Consider the following 16,949-nt stretch of genomic DNA (forward strand, 5'->3'; position numbering starts at 1 on the left):
GTCACTGGCCCTTCAGTCCCAGCTTCTGGATCAGGGCCTTGTAGAACGCGTGGTCCTTGGCCATCACGGCGTAGAACGCGTCGCCGTCGGCATAGGCGTAACCCATGTTCTGCTTCTGCAGCGCCTCCTGGAAGCTGGGCTCCTGCGCCGTCTTGGCGGTGGCGGCGCGCAGCGCGGCCACGATCTCGGGCGGCGTGCCCTTGGGCACCGCCAGGCCGCGCCAGGTGCCGATGGAGATGTCCAGGCCCTTCTCCTTCAGCGTGGGCACGTTCTCGAAGCCCTTGATGCGCTCGTCGGCCATGATGGCCAGCAGCTTCAGCTTGCCGGCCGCGACGTGCGGGTAGACCTCGGCAGCGCTGACCGTGATCGCCTCGATATGGCCGCCCAGCAGCGACAGCGCGGCGGGGTTGGCGCCCGAGAAGGGGATGTGGTTGAACTTGGCGCCGGTCTTGTCCTCGATGGCGGCGGCCGCCAGGTGCCAGGTGGAACCGTTGCCGCCGTTGCCGATGCGGAAGTCGCCCTTCTTGGCCGCGGCGATGAACTCCTCCACCGTGTTCCAGGGCGCATCGGCGCGCACGGTGATCGCGGCGGGGTCGTAGTTCAGGCGCGCGATCGGCGTGAAGTCCTGGTAGGTGATCTTCGTCAGGCCCATGTTGGGCTGCGTCATGAGGTCGGTGGCCAGCACGCCCACCTTGTAGCCCGGCTCCTTGCCGTTGAGCACGTCGGCCAGGCCGATCATGCCGGCCGCGCCCGGCTTGTTCACGACCACCATCGGCTGCGGCAGGTGCTTCGTGGCCGCAAGCGCGAAGGCGCGCGCCAGGACGTCGGTGCCGCCGCCGGCGGGATACGGCACCACCAGCTCGATCGGCTTGGTGGGGAACGTGTGCTGCGCGAACGCAGGCGCGTGCGCGGCGGCGAGGCACAGCAGCCCTGCCAGCAGGCGGTGGACGGAACGGATCACTGGGTTGTCTCCTTCGGTTGGTGTCGTTGCTTTCGGCCTTTCCCGGCCGGGGTTCCAGGGCGCCGGGCCAGGGCCCCGCGACGCTGCACTTCCTCGCCCACGCGCATGTGCTCGCGCAAGGCCTGGTCGGCCGCGTCCTCGTCGCCGGCGATCACGGCTTCGAGGAGGCGGCGGTGGTCGTCGATGACGCTGCGCCTGGCGACGCTGTCGTCGAACACGAGCCGGCGGCGGTCGCGGTGCGAGCGCGCGAGCAGCGCCGCCATCGCGGCGTAGAGCTGGATCACCGTCTCGGACTTGCTCGCGCGCACCAGCGCCAGGTGGAAGTCGTTGTCGGCCTGGCTGCCTGCCGTGGCGTCGTCGATGGTGCGCTCGAGTGCGTCGAGCGCGGCCTTCATTCGGTCGATGTCCGCCATCGTCGCGCGGCGGCATGCCAGCCGGATGGCCTGGCACTCGAGCGCGAGGCGTGCCTGCATCACGTCGTCCATCGCATCCGGGGCCTGCGCCAGGGAGAACGCGAACACGTCGCCCAGCACCGAGACGTCCGGCTGGCGCACGACAGTGCCCATGCGCTCGCGGATTTCCACCACGCCCAGCATCGACAGCGCGCGCAGCGCCTCGCGCACGATGGGCCGGCTGACGCCCAGCTGCAGCGCCAGGTCGCGCTCGGACAGCAGCCGATCGCCATTGCGGATGCGGCCCTCCAGCAGCTGCTCGCGCAGGAAGTCGAACACCTGCCCGAATCCGGTGCCCTGGGAAGGATGCTGGTCGCGCTTGATGCTGGGTGCGGCCGCGCGTCTGGTCATGCGCTGGTTTTACCAGCGGCTGACCAGGACGACCCGGGTGGATACCCGAAGCCGTGCGAAGTCACGGATCAAGCGCCCGTCGCGTGTGCCTCGACTTCGACGTGCTGTCGCAGCACCTCGATGAAGCCGTGCGCGGCCGGCGACAACTCGCGATGCCGCCGCACCACCAGGTGGATCGGCGGCACGCGCAACGGCAGCGCGAGCGGCAGCACCTGCAGCACGCCGAGGCGCGCGTAATGCGAGGCGAGCGAGGCCGGCATGATGGCCGCCATGTCGCTGCCCTCCAGCAGCACCGTGGCCGCGACCGTCGACGCCGTCTCGGTGATGTCGAGGCGTCCGTGCAGGCCCGCTTCGCGCAATGCGGCTTCGAACCGGCTGCGCTGCGGCGAGCCCGGCGGCTGCAGCACCCACGGGCAGCGCATCAGGTCGGCCAGCGCCAGGTCGTCTTTCTCCAGCAGCGGATGGCCGGCGCGCACGACCACCACCTGCGGCTCCGCGAGCAGCGGCACGACCTGCAGCTCCTCGTCGTGGTGCGCCTCGGTCGGCCGGCCCAGCACGAGGTCGACCTCGCCCCGCTCCAGCAGGTCGAGCATGCGGTCGCTGGTCTCCACCAGCACCGAGACCGCCACTCGCGGATGCTTGCGCCGGTACGCATGCAGGGCGGGCGCCAGCAGTTCTGGCAGCGCACCGGGCACCGATCCGAGGCGCAGCCGACCGCGCAGGCCGGAGCGCAGCGCGGCGAGCTGCTCGCGTGCGAAACGGAAGTCCACCAGCGCCTGGCGCGCGAACCGGATCAGCACCTCGCCGGTGGGCGTGGGCTGCATGCCGCGTGCGAGGCGCGTGAAGAGCGCAGCGCCGACCGCTTCCTCGGCCTGCTGCAGCAGCTTGGTGGCGGCCGGCTGGCTCATGCCCAGCTCGGCCGCGGCGCGACCGAGCTGGCCGCCGCGGCCCAGCGCCTCCAGCAGCAGCAGCTGGCGCGTGCGCAGCCGCATCAGCAGCGCGGCGTCGGTGAGGGCCTTGGGCATGCGAGCAATATACAAAAGGTGATGGCAGGCTCGCGAATATTCATTGGCGTGCAATGGCTCGCACCCCTAGGCTGCACCCGGAGCGCCAGCCACGATCCGGCGCCGCAAGGAGACATCCATGGACCTCGATCGCCGTTCCGCCCTCGCGCTCGCCGCGGGCGCCGCTCTCCTGGCACTCGTGCCACACGCCTTCGCGCAGGGCACGCCCGACAAGGCGGTGCGCATCATGGTCGGCGCGTCGCCCGGCGGCGGCACCGACATCCTGGCGCGCATGCTGGCCGACAAGCTCGGGCCCGACCTGCACCAGTCCGTCGTGGTGGAGAACCGGCCGGGGGCATCCAACACCATCGCCGCCGACATCACCGCGCACGCAACGCCCGATGGGAGCACGCTGCTCCTGGCCACCAACACCGGGCAGGCGATCGCGCCGCACCTGATGAAGCTGAAGTTCGATCCGCTGAAGGACCTGCAGCCGGTCGGCCTGGTGGCGGTGATGCCCAACGTGCTGGTGGTCTCGTCGTCCTCGCCCTACCGCTCGGTGAAGGACCTGGTCGCGGCGATGACTGCCGCGCCCGGCACGCTGAGGTACGCGTCCTCTGGCATCGGCAGCACCCAGCACATCGCGGGCGAGGCGTTTTCGCTGGCCACCGGCACCAGGGCGATCCACATCCCGTACAAGGGCAGCACCCAGGCGCACGTGGACATCATCGGCGGCGAGGTCACGATGATGTTCGACTCCACGTCGTCCGCGATGGGCCAGATCCGCTCGGGCAAGTTCCGGCCGCTGGCCGTGATGGCCGACAAGCGCTCGGCCGAACTGCCCGACGTGCCGACGATGGCCGAGGCCGGTGTCCGCGGTGCCGACGTGCAGACCTGGTACGGCCTCTACGTCACGGCCGGCACGCCGAAGGCGACGGTCGACACGCTCGTGGCCGCGCTGGGCAAGGCGCTGCGCATGCCCGATGTGCAGTCGCGCATCCGCGGGCTCGGCGGCGAAGTCGGCACGCTCAGCGCCGACCAGTTCGCGGACATGAACCGGCAGGAGTACGAGCGGTTCCGCAAGCTCGTCCGCGACGCCAACATCAAGGGAGAAAGCCTGTGACCGGCGTGCATCGTCCCCGCCTGGCCGTGCTGCTGGGCGACCCGGCAGGCGTCGGTCCCGAGATGGGCGTGAAGCTGCTGGCCCGCGCGGCCAACCTGGAAGCCGCCGACCTGCTGCTGGTTGCTCCGCAGCGCGTCGTGGCCGCCGGCGAACGCGTTGCCGGCGTGCGCCTGTCGGTGCAGGAGGTCGATGGCTACGAAGGACGGCCTGCGCAGCCCGGTCGCATCACCCACCTGGTGCAGCCCGACACCGGCGACGCCCCGATGGGCCAATGCAGCACCGAAGCGGGCGCGGCCGCGCTGCAGGCGCTGGCCACGGCGACCGACCTCGCACGTGCGGGCGCCGTCGACGGCATCCTGTTCGCGCCGCTGAACAAGCATTCGCTGCGCCTCGCGGGCATGCGCGAGGAGGACGAGCTGCGCTACATGCAGCGCCGGTTCGGGGTCGAAGGCTTCACCTGCGAGTTCAACATCACTGGCGCGCTGTGGACGTCGCGCGTCACGTCGCACGTGCCCGTGCGCGAAGTCGCGGACCTGATCACCGGCCAGGCGGTCGCGGACGCCGTGCACATCATCGACGCCGCGCTGCGCCGCGCCGGCATCGCCCGGCCGCGCATCGCCGTTTCGGGCCTGAACCCGCACGCCGGCGACGGCGGCTCCATCGGGCGCGAGGAGATCGAGGTGATCGCCCCTGCCATCGAGCGCCTGCGCAAGGATGGCCTCGATGCCACCGGGCCGTGGTCGCCCGACACCGTGTTCATCGCGGCGCGGCGCGGCGACTTCGATGCGGTCGTGTCGATGTACCACGACCAGGGCCAGATCGCGATGAAGCTGATGGGATTCGAGCGCGGCGTCACGCTCCATGGCGGCCTGCCGGTGCCGGTGGCCACGTCGGCCAGCGGCAGCGCGTTCGACATCGCCGGCCGCGGCGTTGCGGGGATCGAAGGCCTGCAGGCCGCGTTCGACCTGTGCGCGCGCATGGCGCGCCAGGTGAACGAGGTCAGTGCTTGCGCGACATGACCTTGATGGTGCCCGTCATCCCGCCCTCGTAGTGGCCGGGCACCAGGCACGCAAACGCGAACTCCCCGGGCCGGTTGAAGGTCCACACCAGGGTCTTGCGCCGGCCGGGCGCGACGCGCACGGCGCTGGGGTCGTCGTGGTCCATCTGCGGGAAACGGCGCATCAGCGCGGCATGTGCGTCAAGCACCTTGGGCGTGCCGATCACGAACTCGTGGTCCTGCTTGCCGCGGTTGACGACCACGAAGCGCACGGTCTCGCCCTCGCGCAACTGCAGCTTCGACGGCGTGAAGCGCATGGCGTCCGTCATGCCGATCTCGATGGTGCGGCGGGGGGCGTGCGCGCCGCCGGCGATGCCCCAGTCCTGCTGCTCGGCCTTGGCCGGTGCATGGTGCGCGTCTCGGGAGTGCGCCTCCTTCGGCGCGGCCTGCAGGCCGGTGGCCACGACGCAGGCGAAGGCCGTGGCGACGATGCTTCTGGATGTCTTCATGGCCCGGCCATTCTGTGGCGAAAGCGCGCGGGCCGACACGGCCGCAAGGACGATGCGGCCGCGCAGGGCGACGGGCGTGCGCGCGACGACGACGGGCGGACGCGCCGGAAACGTGCCCTTACAGCCCGCGCAGCACCTTGTCGAGCGTGACCGGGTAATCGCGCACCCGCACGCCGGTGGCGTTGAAGACCGCGTTGGCGACCGCCGCGCCCGCGCCGCTGATGCCCAGCTCGCCCACGCCCTTGATCTTCAGCGGGTTGGCCTTGTCGTCGATCTCGGGCAGGAACACGACCTCGACGGCCGGGATGTCGGCATGCGCCGCGACGTGGTACTCGGCCAGGTCGTGGTTGGCGAAGAAGCCATGGTGGGGGTCGAGCGCGCCTTCTTCGTGCAGCGCGTTGGAGATGCCCCAGATCATCCCGCCGCGCACCTGCGAGGTGGCGGTCTTGAGGTTCAGGATGCGGCCGGCCGCGAACACACCCAGCATGCGGCGCAGGCGCACCTCGCCCGACTCGGAGTCGACCGCGACCTCGGCGAACTGCGCGCCATAGGCCTGCTGCGAATACTTTTTCGACATGTCGCCCGACTGGATCTCGCCGTCGGCCGACAGGCGCTCGTCGCCGGCCAGCCTGGCCAGGTGCACGGTCTTGCCGCTGCCCTGGATCTTGCCGTCGCCGAACAGCGCCTTGCCCGGATCGATGCCGGCGCTGTGCGCGATGGCCGCGCGCAGCTTCTCGCACGCGTCGTACAGCGCCGAGCCCGAGGTGGCGGCGCCGAACGAGCCGCCCGATCCCGAGGTCGGCGGGAAGTCGCTGTCGCCCAGCTCGATGCGTACCTGCGCAGGTGGCAATCCCAGCATCTCCGCGGCGATCTGCGTGAGGATGGTGTAGGTGCCGGTGCCGATGTCCGTCATCGCCATGCGGGCCGTGAGCACGCCCTGCCCGTCCAGCGTCACGCGGCACTTCGCGGTCTGCAGGTAGTTGCTGCGCGTGGTGGCGCACATGCCCATGCCGATCAGCCAACGCCCTTCGCGCACCTGCCCCGGTGTCGCGTTGCGCTTGTTCCAGCCGAACCGCCGGGCGCCTTCCTGCAGGCACTGCACGAGCTGCCGCGTGGAGTAAGGGATCTTCTTCTCGGGGTCCTGCTGCGGTTCGTTGCGCAGCCGCAGTTCGACGGGATCGATGCCCAGCTCGTGCGCGAGTTCGTCCATCGCGCATTCGAGCGCCAGCAGGCCCACGGCCTCGCCCGGTGCGCGGCACGAATCGGCACGAGGCAGGTCGAGGCGGCACACGCGATGCTGCGTCATGCGGTGCGCAGCCGCATAGAGCGACCGCGTCTGCACCGCGGCGGTCTCGTAGAAGTCGTCGTAGCGCGCGCTGTGCGACCAGGCCTCGTGCGCGATCGCCTGCAGCACGCCGTCGCGCGTGGCGCCGAAGCGCAGGCGCTGGATCGTGCGGCTGCGATGCGTCGTGATGTGGAACATCTGCTGGCGCGTGAGCGCCGTCTTCACGGGACGCCCGAGCTTGCGTGACGCCTGTGCCGACAGCAGCACGTCCGCGAACACCGGCAGCTTGCCGCCAAAGCCACCGCCGATGTAGCGGCTGACGATGCGCACCTTCTCCTTCGGGATCTGCAGCGTGGCGGCGACGCGGGCCTGCGCATGCTCGACCATCTGCGTGGAGCAGTGGATCACGACGCGATCACCCTCCCACCAGGCCAGGGTGGCGTGCGGCTCCATCTGGGCGTGGATGTGGAACGGCGTGGTGTAGGCCACGTCCAGCTGCACCGGCGATTCGGCGAAGCCGCGGGCGAAATCGCCGACCGCCGAATCCGGTTCGTTGACGTTGGACGACGGCTTCTCGGCCTTGCCCAGGTTGGACTGCAGGTCGTAGTCGCCGGGCTCGGCCTCGTAGCGGGGCCGGATCAACGCCGCCGCCGCGCGGGCCTGCTCCAGCGTCTCGGCCACGACCAGGGCCACCGGCTCGCCGTACGCGATGACGCGGTCGTCGTTCATGTAGGGCACGGCGCGCTCGAAGCGCTGCTTCACCTCCGTGGAGTAGCTGCCCTGCGGCGGCATGGTCTTGTGCGACAGCACCAGCAGCACGCCGGGCGCGGCCTCGGCGGCGGCCGTGTCCAGCTCGGCGATGCGGCCCTTGGCGATAGACGCCTCGACGATCCAGCCATAGGCCGGCGCCGCGCCCTCGCGCACCTCGTACGCGTACGGCGCGCGACCGGTGGCCTTGAGCACGCCGTCGACCCGGTCCAGCGGACGCCCGATCTGGCCATGCCGGTTCTCGTCGAGCACGTTCGGCGGCGCGGGTTTCGTCATCTCCATCGTGGGCTCCTCAGGCGTGCGTCGCTTCCGCCAGCACGCCGGCGAGCACGCGCCGGGTGAGCGGGATCTTGAATTCGTTGTGGCCCTGGCCCCGGGCGCCCTGCAGCACGGCGTCGGCCGCATCGTCGAACGCGCGTTGCTGCGCCGGCTTGCCGGCCAGGGCGTCCTCGGCCGCCGTCACGCGCCACGGCTTGTGCGCCAGGCCGCCGAAGGCCAGGCGCGCACCGCGGATGCTGCCGCCGTGCGCATCGACGATCGCCGCGACCGACACAAGCGCAAAGGCGAAGGAGGCGCGGTCGCGCACCTTGCGATAGAGCTGCACGCCTGGCGGCGGCGGCGGCAGCGTGACCGCGGTGATGATCTCGCCGGCTTCCAGCGTCGCATCCTGCTGCGGCGTGTTGCCGGGCAGCCTGTGGAAGTCGGCGATCGGGATCACGCGCCGGCCGCCCTGCGGCCGCACGGTTTCCACCTGCGCGTCCAGCACCCGCATCGCCACCGCCATGTCGGACGGATGCACGGCAATGCACTGCTCGCTGGCGCCCACGACGGCGTGGATGCGATTGAAGCCGCCGATGGCCGAGCAGCCCGAGCCGGGCTGGCGCTTGTTGCACGGCTTGCTCGGGTCGTAGAAGTAGTAGCAGCGCGTGCGCTGCAACAGGTTGCCGCCGGTGGTGGCCTTGTTGCGCAGCTGCCCGTTGGCGCCGGCGAGCAGCGCGCGCGACAGCACCGGATAGCGGACGCGCACGCGGGTGTCGGACGCGAGATCGCTGTTGCGCACCAGCGTGCCGATGCGAAGGCCGCCCTCCTCCGTGTCCTCGATGCGGTCGAGGCCGGGCATGCGGTTCACGTCGACCAGGTGCTCGGGCGCCTCGACCTGGATCTTCATCAGGTCCAGCAGATTGGTGCCGCCGGCGATCACCTTGGTGCCCGGCCGCGCCGCGATCGACGCGGCTTCCTCCGGGCTGCCCGCGCGCTCGTACGTGAAGGCCTTCATGGCTGCGCCTCCGCGACGTCGGTGATGGCATCGACGATGTTGGGATAGCAGCTGCAGCGGCACAGGTTGCCGCTCATGCGCTCGCGGATTTCCTCGGGCGTGAGCAGCGGCGCCTGCTGCAGGTCGGCGGTGACATGGCTCGGCATGCCTGCCTTCACCTCGTCCAGCATGGCGACGGCCGAGCAGATCTGCCCCGGCGTGCAGTAGCCGCACTGCATGCCGTCGTGCGCCACGAACGCGGCCTGCAACGGATGGAGCCGCTCGCCCTGCGCCAGGCCTTCGATGCTGGTGATGGTGTCGCCGTCGTGCATCACTGCAAGGGTCAGGCACGCGTTGATGCGGCGGCCGTTGACCAGCACCGTGCAGGCACCGCACTGGCCGTGGTCGCATCCCTTCTTGCTGCCCGTGAGATCCAGGTGCTCGCGCAGCGCGTCGAGCAGCGTGGTGCGCGCGTCCAGCGACAGCTGCCGCTTCTGGCCGTTGACCTGCAGCGTGACCGTGAGCGTCGACAGGGCGTGTTCTTGCTGGTCGTGCATGGAGTTCCTGCTTGGCGTGGAGCGCGTCACTCTAGGGATGTCCTGGCCCGGACACCGCCCGTGCAACGCCTGCCGCCCGGTGGGAGCGCACCTACACGGCGGACTGCAGAGATTGACAGGACCCCTGACAGGTCTCCGACAGCACCCCGCTTCGACAATCCCGCGCATGAGCATCACTCGCCGTTCCTTCTCCCGCGCCGTCGCCGGCGCGGCCGCCCTCGCCGCCCTGCCTGCCGTTCGTGCGCAGGGCGAGCGACTCCTGCTGTGCCAGTCGGCCCCGTTCACCGGTCCTGCGGCGCAGCTGGGCATCCAGTTCCATGCGGGTGCGCGGCTGTATTTCGAGCAGGCCAATGCGCAGGGAATCCTGCGCCGGCCCGTCGAGCTGGTGAAGATGGACGACGGCTACGAGCCCGATCGCTGCGCGGAGAACACGCGCAAGCTGCTGAACGAGGACCCGCTCGCGCTGTTCGCGTACGTCGGCACGCCCACCAGCCTGGCCGCGCTGCCGCTGGCCACCGCGTCGAAGACACCCTTCATCGCGCCCTACACCGGCGCGATGGGCCTGCGCCAGCCGTTCAACCGCTATGCGTTCCACCTGCGCGCCTCGTACAACGACGAGACGGCACTGATCGTCAAGCAGCTCGCCAACGTGGGCATGAAGAAGATCGCGGTCTTCTACCAGAACGACGCCTATGGCAAGGCCGGTCTCGAGGGCGTGCAGCTCGCCCTGGCGAGCCACGAGTCCAAGCCCGTCGCGCTGGCCACGGTGGAGCGCAACTCGGTCGACGTCGGCGCGGCCGTGAGGACACTGGTGGCCGCGGGGCCCGACGCCATCGTGCAGATCGGCGCCTACAAGGCCTGCGCCGCCTTCATTCGCCAGGCCAGGGCGGCCGGCTATGGCGGCACGTTCTACAACGTGTCCTTCGTCGGCACGCAGGCACTGGCCGACGAACTGGGCCGCGACGCGGCCGGCGTCGTGGTCTCGCAGGTCGTGCCTTCGCCGTACAGCCCCGCGCGCCCGATCGCGCGCGAGTTCAACGAAGCCGTGAAGAAGGCCGGCGGCGAGTACCAGGCCAACTTCTCGAGCATGGAGGGCTACATCGCGGCCAAGGTGGTCACCGAGGCGCTGCGCCGCATCAGTGGCAAGCCGGCACGCGACAACCTCGTCGCTTCGCTGGAAAGCCTGGGCAGCCAGAGCCTGGGCGGCTTCAACATCACGCTGTCGCCCAACGACCATGCGGCCTCCAGCTTCGTCGAGCTGTCGATGCTGACCGGCGACGGCCGGGTGCGCACCTGAGCTCCAGGTGCGGCCAGGAAACGGCCGCGCCGACCTTGGCTGACGCCGCCGTGCGCTGACGCCGCACCACGCGTTCCCGCGACCGCCGACAGCGTTGAACCACGGGGGCCCACGCGGGCTCCGTCCAGCCACCGACACCCGCGGCTGGGTCCCACACCGAGACTCGTCGCAACTCGGAAGGCGAAGACATGGACAGGCGTGCTGTGGTCGGTTGGCTGGGCGTGGCGCTGCTGGGCGGATGCGGTGGAGGCGGTGGCGGCGGGGCCGGTGTCGCCGAGCCTGTCGCGGCCCCTGCGACCTCGTCGGCACCGCTGGCCAGCAACGTGGCCCTGTCGTCGAGCATCGCGCTCTGGGGCGATTCGCTCACCGCGGGCTACGGTCCGCAACTGCAGACCCTGGAAGGCAGCCGGCCGGTGTTCAACGGCGGCGTCATCGGCGAGACCTCGATGCAGATCGCCGACCGGCAGGTCGCCGACACCGCGCACCGCGACTGGGTCACCGTGTTCTGGTACGGGCACAACAACCTGAAGGATCCCCCGCACATCGACCTGCAGCGCGACCCCGCGCAGGTCAAGGCCGACATCGCGCGGTCGGTGGCCACGCTGGCGCCGGGCAATACGCATTTCCTGGTGCTGTCGGTGGTGAACCAGGACCTGCCCGGCGAGCGCCGCGGCGAGCCGGTGTACCAGGCGATCCTGCAGCTGAACGCGGACCTGGCGGCGGCCTATCCGAACAACTATGTCGACATCCGCTCGTGGCTGGTGGCGCAAGCGAATCCGAACCACCCGGACGACGCGGCCAGCCTGCAGGCCGACCTGCCCGCGCGTTCGCTGCGCTGGGACGAGGTGCACCTCACGGCGGACGGCTACGCGGTGCTGGCGAAGAAGATCAAGGAACTGATCGACGCACGCGGGTGGTGACCGGGGAAGACGGACAACGAACGCAAAAGACGCAGAAGGTCGCGAAAGACGCAAAAGAAATTCGCGGAGATTCCTGGCTTTCTTTCGCGTCTTTCGCGTGATTTCGCGGCTTCCGCGTTCGGCTGCCCGCCCCCTTCAGCTGTTCACCTGCGCCCAGACCTTTTCCAGCCGCTTGACGCTCACCGGCTGCGGCGTGCGCAGCTCCTGCGCGAAGAGGCTCACGCGCAGCTCCTCCAGCAGCCAGCGCAGCTCCTGCATGCGCTCGTCGACCTGTCCCTTGCGCTCGGCGACCAGCCGCCAGTAGCGCTGCTCCTGTGGCTTGACGTCGGCCATGCGCGTGGCGTCACGCGCCGCATCGGCGCGCAGCTTGTCCAGGCGCAGCGTGATCGCCTTGAGGTAGCGCGGCAGGTGCTGCAGCGCCGACCACGGCGTGTCGGCCAGGAACCGCTTGCCCACCAGTCGCTGCAACTGCTGCGTAGCGTCGGCCGTCGCATCGGGATGGCCGCGCGTGTCCTTGATCTTGCGAACGGCCGTCGCATAGTCGGCCAGGATGGTCGCGGCAAGGCGCGCGACCTCGTTGGCGATCAGCGTGAGGCGCCCGCGCCCTTCCTGCAGCCGGCGGTCGAAAGCCGCCTTGTCCGCCGGCAGCGGGTCGGCCAGGAAGGCACGGTCGAGGGCCACGTCGACGATCTGCTGCCGCAGTTCCTCCTGCGTGCCCAGCGGCATGAAGGCCACGGCCATCTTCTGCAGGTCGGGAATGTTCTTCTCGAGGTACTTGAGCGCGTCGCGGATCTGCAGCGCCACGAGGCGCCGCAAACCCACGCGGTGTTTCGCGGCCGCGACTTCGGGCTCGTCGAACACCTCGAGCGTGACCGCGTCGCCCTGGTCCACCAGCGCCGGAAAGCCGACGAGCGTGGTGGCGCCCTTGCGCACTTCCATCAGTTCGGGAAGCTCGCCGAAGTCCCAGGCGGTGTGGCGCTGGGCGCCGTCCACTGCCGGCGCCCTGGCTTCCGCCCGCGCGTGCGGGACGTTCGCAGGCGGGCTCTCCGAACGACGGGCGCCCCCGCCCTGCCCTCCCGCAGAGGGGGAGGCTTGAGACGGCACCTTCAGTCCCGCCAGCGCCTGGAACGCCCCGCGTGCCTTCGCACCGAGCTCCGCCTTCAAGGCGCCGAGGTTGCGACCCATGCCGAGCTGGCGGCCGTGCTCGTCGACCACGCGGAAGTTCATGAACAGGTGCGGCGGCAGCATGTCGGCCTTGAAGTCCGTCCGCTTGACGTCCAGCGAGGTCTGGTCGCGCACCAGCTTCAGCAGCGTGTCGGTGAGCGAACCGGTCGCGAATCGCTCGGGCACCGTGAGGTCCGCGGCCATGCGCGCGGCCGACTCGGGCAACGGCACGAACCGCGAACGCGGCTTCTGCGGCAGGCTCTTGAGCAGGGCCTGGATCTTGTCCTTCAGCATGCCGGGCACCAGCCACTCGGCGCGGTCCTCGGCCACCTGGTTCAAGGCGAACAGCGGCACGGTGACGGTGACGCCGTCCTTCGCGTCACCGGGCTCGTGCAGGTACGTCGCCGCGCAGTCGATGCCGCCCAGGCGGATCGCCTTCGGGAAGGCATCGGTGGTGATGCCGGCGGCCTCGTGCCGCATCAGCTCGTCGCGCGTCAGGCGCAGCAGCTCGGGGTTCTTGCGGCTCTCGGTGCGGTACCAGCCCTCGAAGGTGTGGCCGTTGTAGACGCTGGTGGGAATCTGCTGGTCGTAGAAGGCGAAGATCAGTTCTTCGTCGACCAGCACGTCCTGCCGGCGCGACTTGTGTTCCAGCTCCTCGACCTGCCTGACCAGCTTCTGGTTGGCGGCGAGGAACGGCAGCCGCGTGTCCCACTGGCCGGCCACAAGGCCCTCGCGGATGAAGATCTCGCGCGCGCCGTGCTGGTCGACCTTGGCGAACGGCACGCGGCGGCCGCTGTAGACGACCAGGCCATACAGCGTGGCGCGCTCCAGCGCCACCACCTCGGCCGCCTTCTTCTCCCAGTGCGGATCGAGCAGCTGCTTGCGCAGAAGATGGCCGGCGACCTCCTCGATCCACTGCGGCTCGATGTTGGCGATGCCGCGGCCGAACAGGCGCGTGGTCTCCACCAGCTCCGCGCAGACGATCCAGCGCCCGGGCCTTTTCTTCAGGTGCGCACCCGGGTGGCGGAAGAACTTGATGCCGCGCGCGCCCAGGTACTCCGAGTTGCCCGAGCCTTGGGGCCGGGCGCCCGTGGCGGGATTCGGGCCGCTCTCCTCGAGCTTCCAGCCGATGTTGCCCAGCAGGCCGGCCAGCATCGACTTGTGCAGCGCCTCGTACCCGGCGGGCTGCTCGTTGAGCCGCCACTTGTGCTCGGCCACCACCGTGTGCAGCTGGCTGTGGATGTCGCGCCACTCGCGCACGCGCCGGACGTTGATGAAGTTCGAGCGAAGGAGGGATTCGTACTGGCGGTTGGAGAGCTTGTGCGCCGGCGCTCCCGGCGTGGCTTCACCGCCCCGCGCCGCATGGATCCAGTCCCACAGCCGGATGTAGCCCGAGAACTCGCTCTTCTCGTCGTCGAATTTGGCGTGCTGCTGGTCGGCCTGGGCCTGCAGCTCCAGCGGGCGGTCGCGCACGTCCTGCACCGACAGCGCCGACGCGATTACCAGCACCTCGGCCAGCGCGCCGCGCGTGCGCGCCTCCAGGATCATGCGGGCCACGCGCGGATCGAGCGGCAACTTCGCCAGCTCGCGGCCGACGTCGGTGAGCTCGTTGGCATCGTCCACCGCACCGAGTTCGCCCAGCAGCTGGTAGCCGTCGGCAATCGCCCGCCGCTGCGGTGCCTCGATGAAGGGAAACTCCTCCACGTTGCCCAGGTGCAGCGACTTCATGCGCAGGATCACGCCTGCCAGCGACGAGCGCAGGATTTCCGGATCGGTGAAGCGCGGGCGCGCGAGGAAGTCCTTCTCCTCGTACAGCCGGATGCAGATGCCGTTGGCCACGCGGCCGCAGCGGCCGGCGCGCTGGTTGGCGGCGGCCTGGCTGATCGGCTCGACCAGCAGCTGCTCCACCTTGCTGCGGAAGCTGTAGCGCTTCACGCGCGCGGTGCCGGCGTCGATCACGTAGCGGATGCCGGGAACGGTGAGCGAGGTCTCGGCCACGTTGGTGGCCAGCACGATGCGGCGGCCGCCATGCGGCTCGAAGATGCGATCCTGCTCCTGCTGCGACAGGCGCGAGAACAGCGGCAGCACCTCGGCGCCGCGCGTCACCGCCCGGTGCGACAGGTGCGATCGCAGGTGGTCCGCCGCTTCGCGGATCTCGCGCTCGCCGGGCAGGAAGACGAGGATGTCGCCGCCGGCATTGCCCTGCCAGAGTTCGTCGACCGCATCGGCGATGGCTTCGTTCAGGCCTCGCTCGCGCGTCTCCTCGAACGGCCGGTAGCGCTGCTCCACCGGGTACATGCGCCCCGAGACGTAGATGACCGGCGCCTTGCCCTTCGTCGACGAGAAATGCTCGGCGAACCGCTCGGCATCGATGGTGGCCGACGTGACGACCACCTTCAGGTCGGGCCGGCGCGGCAGGATCTCGCGCAGGTAGCCCAGCAGGAAGTCGATGTTGAGGCTGCGCTCGTGGGCCTCGTCGATGATCAGCGTGTCGTACGCCTGCAGCAGCGGATCGGTCTGGGTCTCCGCGAGCAGGATGCCGTCGGTCATCAGCTTGACCGAGGCGTCGCGCGAAAGGCGATCCTGGAACCGCACCTTGTAGCCCACCACCTCGCCGAGCGGGGTCTCGAGTTCCTCGGCGATGCGCTTGGCGACGCTCGAGGCGGCGATGCGGCGCGGCTGCGTGTGGCCGATCAGGCGTGGCTTCTCGCCCGGCTTCGCGTTGAGCTTGCCGCGTCCCATCGACAGCGCGATCTTGGGCAGCTGCGTGGTCTTGCCGGAGCCTGTCTCGCCGCAGACGATGACCACCTGGTGGTCGGCCATGGCCTGCGCGATCTCCTCGCGCTTGGCGGAGACGGGCAGCGATTCGGGAAAGGTGATGCGCAGGGCGGACAAGGCGGACGGAACAGCGAAGCGGCCCGGTGCGGGGGCCGCGATGGCAAGCCGGCCAGGGTGGCCGCGCCGAACCCGCGATTATCCGATGCCGGCGGCCTACCGCGCGCCGGCTGCCGCCAGCGGCAGCTCGGTGATCTGCCGGCTGGTCTCGTCGTACCAGGCGACCCGGCTCACGTAGCTCCACGCGGTGCGTGACATGGCGCGGGCGCCGGCCACGGCCACCGGCGGACGCATGTCCGGCATCGCGATCAACACACCGACGCCGATGTCGGCCACCCACTCGGTGCGGCGGTCCTCCAGCTCCTTCATGTCGCGGCTGGTGCCCAGCGAGACCGGCCGCGCGAGCCGTTGCGCGAGCAGGTGGGCCAGGTCGCCCATCTGGTGCCCGCCGCTCGGGTTGCGCAGCAGCAGCAGGAAGGCGTCCTCGCCCAGGCGCCCCAGTTCCGCGCCGGGCGGCACGAGGCGGCGCAAGCGGCTGGCGCAGATGAACAAGGCGTGGTTGTAGGCCGAGCGGCCATGCAGCTGCTCCAGCGCCATCAGGTTGGCGATGGACACCACGACCACGCCCAGCGGCCGGTCGCGCGCGGCCTGCAGGAAGGCGTCGCCGACCATCGCATCCGTTTCAACCCGCGAGCGCAGGCGAGTGACCGGGTCGAAGGTGGGACCGTGCTTCATCGCGTCACGCAGCGCGATCAGGAACGAGTACCGCATCCACAGCGCACCGGCGATGGTGGTGACATAGGCAATGGCGGCGAGCGCCGTGGCGGCGTGCAACGGCCAGTCGACCTGCTCGGGCTCGAAGGCGTAGCGCGTGAGGCCGGCCACCGTGACCGACATGCACAGCAGCCCGCCCAGCGCCGCCCAGCCGAACTGGGCCCCGCGCAGGGCGCTGCCGAACGAGGCCGCTAGGCAGATCGCGACGACCACGGCCTCCATGCCGGTGCTGAGGGCGAGCGCGCCGGTCGGCGGCAGCGCCCAGCCGGCCACCAGCACGGTGACGAGCAGCGCGGCCATCACGGCATTGGCGTGCGCCGCGCGACGCGGGTCGCGCAACTCGCCCACCGTCCACAGCAGGAAGAGGCCCAGCACGGCCGCGCACACGGCCGCCATGTGGGCCTGCAGGCGCATCAGCACCTCGGGATCGGCGACCGGCACCCAGCCGAGGAAGACCAGCACGTAGAGCCCGGACATCAGCGCCGAGAGCGAACCGGTCGCGGCCACTCGCCGGGCCGAGCGCGAGAAGGCGATCAGCGCCACGACGAGCAGCAGGCTGACGGTGCCGAAGAACGCGCCCCAGAAGGCGACAGCCACGGTGTGCATGCGAGCCTCCTGCTTGTTCTTCGCCCCTCGTGAACGAGGCTCGCCAACCCCATGCCGGCGAGTACTTGTACCTTACACTGTTCCGTTGCCG

Annotated in this window: 13 protein-coding genes; 4 read left to right on the forward strand and 9 right to left on the reverse strand. The window is 70.3% G+C overall.

Going from position 1 to position 16,949, the window contains the following annotated elements:
* Nucleotide 1: 1 nt before the first annotated feature.
* The 3 genes from ACPWT1_RS16830 to ACPWT1_RS16840 form a co-directional block, all read right to left on the reverse strand.
* Nucleotides 2–961 carry a tripartite tricarboxylate transporter substrate binding protein gene (locus ACPWT1_RS16830; protein WP_427912291.1) on the reverse strand — a complete coding sequence of 320 codons (960 nt, stop codon included), beginning with the start codon at nt 959–961 and terminating at the stop codon, nt 2–4.
* Entirely contained in the window at nt 958–1,764 is an 807-nt protein-coding gene (locus ACPWT1_RS16835; protein WP_427912292.1) for a FadR/GntR family transcriptional regulator, read from the reverse strand. Before ACPWT1_RS16835 ends, ACPWT1_RS16830 begins: the two co-directional genes overlap by 4 nt.
* A 68-nt stretch (nt 1,765–1,832) precedes the next feature.
* Nucleotides 1,833–2,789, reverse strand: a complete 957-nt coding sequence (locus ACPWT1_RS16840) for a LysR family transcriptional regulator (protein WP_427912293.1) — start codon at nt 2,787–2,789, stop codon at nt 1,833–1,835.
* Between the two features lie 118 nt (nt 2,790–2,907).
* Here ACPWT1_RS16840 and ACPWT1_RS16845 point away from each other — a divergent pair, with 118 nt between their 5' ends.
* Together ACPWT1_RS16845 and ACPWT1_RS16850 are read left to right on the forward strand one after the other, a co-directional pair.
* The gene (locus ACPWT1_RS16845) at nt 2,908–3,891 is read left to right on the forward strand and encodes a Bug family tripartite tricarboxylate transporter substrate binding protein (protein WP_427912294.1); all 984 of its coding nucleotides are present in this window, start codon (nt 2,908–2,910) and stop codon (nt 3,889–3,891) included.
* A gap of 62 nt (nt 3,892–3,953) precedes the next feature.
* Nucleotides 3,954–4,910, forward strand: a complete 957-nt coding sequence (locus ACPWT1_RS16850; RefSeq protein WP_427915578.1) for a 4-hydroxythreonine-4-phosphate dehydrogenase PdxA — start codon at nt 3,954–3,956, stop codon at nt 4,908–4,910.
* On the opposite strand, the gene ACPWT1_RS16855 is transcribed toward ACPWT1_RS16850, so the two are convergent.
* The 4 genes from ACPWT1_RS16855 to ACPWT1_RS16870 form a co-directional block, all read right to left on the reverse strand.
* Nucleotides 4,891–5,397, reverse strand: coding sequence for a cupredoxin domain-containing protein (locus ACPWT1_RS16855; RefSeq protein ID WP_427912295.1), 507 nt, complete (start codon nt 5,395–5,397; stop codon nt 4,891–4,893). The two genes, ACPWT1_RS16850 and ACPWT1_RS16855, sit on opposite strands and share 20 nt — an antisense overlap.
* A gap of 118 nt (nt 5,398–5,515) precedes the next feature.
* A complete protein-coding gene (locus tag ACPWT1_RS16860; protein WP_427912296.1) occupies nt 5,516–7,732 on the reverse strand; it encodes a molybdopterin cofactor-binding domain-containing protein in 2,217 nt (738 codons plus the stop codon).
* Between the two features lie 10 nt (nt 7,733–7,742).
* Nucleotides 7,743–8,726 (reverse strand): FAD binding domain-containing protein, encoded by a 984-nt coding sequence (locus ACPWT1_RS16865; protein ID WP_427912297.1) that lies wholly within the window; start codon nt 8,724–8,726, stop codon nt 7,743–7,745.
* Entirely contained in the window at nt 8,723–9,262 is a 540-nt protein-coding gene (locus tag ACPWT1_RS16870; protein ID WP_427912298.1) for a 2Fe-2S iron-sulfur cluster-binding protein, read from the reverse strand. Before ACPWT1_RS16870 ends, ACPWT1_RS16865 begins: the two co-directional genes overlap by 4 nt.
* Nucleotides 9,263–9,428: 166 nt before the next feature.
* On the opposite strand from ACPWT1_RS16870, the gene ACPWT1_RS16875 reads away from it, so the two are divergent.
* Together ACPWT1_RS16875 and ACPWT1_RS16880 are read left to right on the forward strand one after the other, a co-directional pair.
* Nucleotides 9,429–10,559, forward strand: coding sequence for an ABC transporter substrate-binding protein (locus ACPWT1_RS16875; RefSeq protein WP_427912299.1), 1,131 nt, complete (start codon nt 9,429–9,431; stop codon nt 10,557–10,559).
* Between the two features lie 188 nt (nt 10,560–10,747).
* Nucleotides 10,748–11,479 carry an SGNH/GDSL hydrolase family protein gene (locus ACPWT1_RS16880; RefSeq protein ID WP_427912300.1) on the forward strand — a complete coding sequence of 244 codons (732 nt, stop codon included), beginning with the start codon at nt 10,748–10,750 and terminating at the stop codon, nt 11,477–11,479.
* Between the two features lie 135 nt (nt 11,480–11,614).
* Here ACPWT1_RS16880 and hrpA read toward each other — a convergent pair whose 3' ends face one another.
* Nucleotides 11,615–15,529 carry an ATP-dependent RNA helicase HrpA gene (gene hrpA, locus ACPWT1_RS16885; protein WP_427915579.1) on the reverse strand — a complete coding sequence of 1,305 codons (3,915 nt, stop codon included), beginning with the start codon at nt 15,527–15,529 and terminating at the stop codon, nt 11,615–11,617.
* Nucleotides 15,530–15,634: 105 nt separating this feature from the next.
* Nucleotides 15,635–16,858 carry a GGDEF domain-containing protein gene (locus ACPWT1_RS16890; protein ID WP_427912301.1) on the reverse strand — a complete coding sequence of 408 codons (1,224 nt, stop codon included), beginning with the start codon at nt 16,856–16,858 and terminating at the stop codon, nt 15,635–15,637.
* Nucleotides 16,859–16,949: the final 91 nt, after the last annotated feature.

Source organism: Ramlibacter sp. MMS24-I3-19 (genome assembly GCF_050320135.1).
Lineage (GTDB): Bacteria > Pseudomonadota > Gammaproteobacteria > Burkholderiales > Burkholderiaceae_C > Ramlibacter.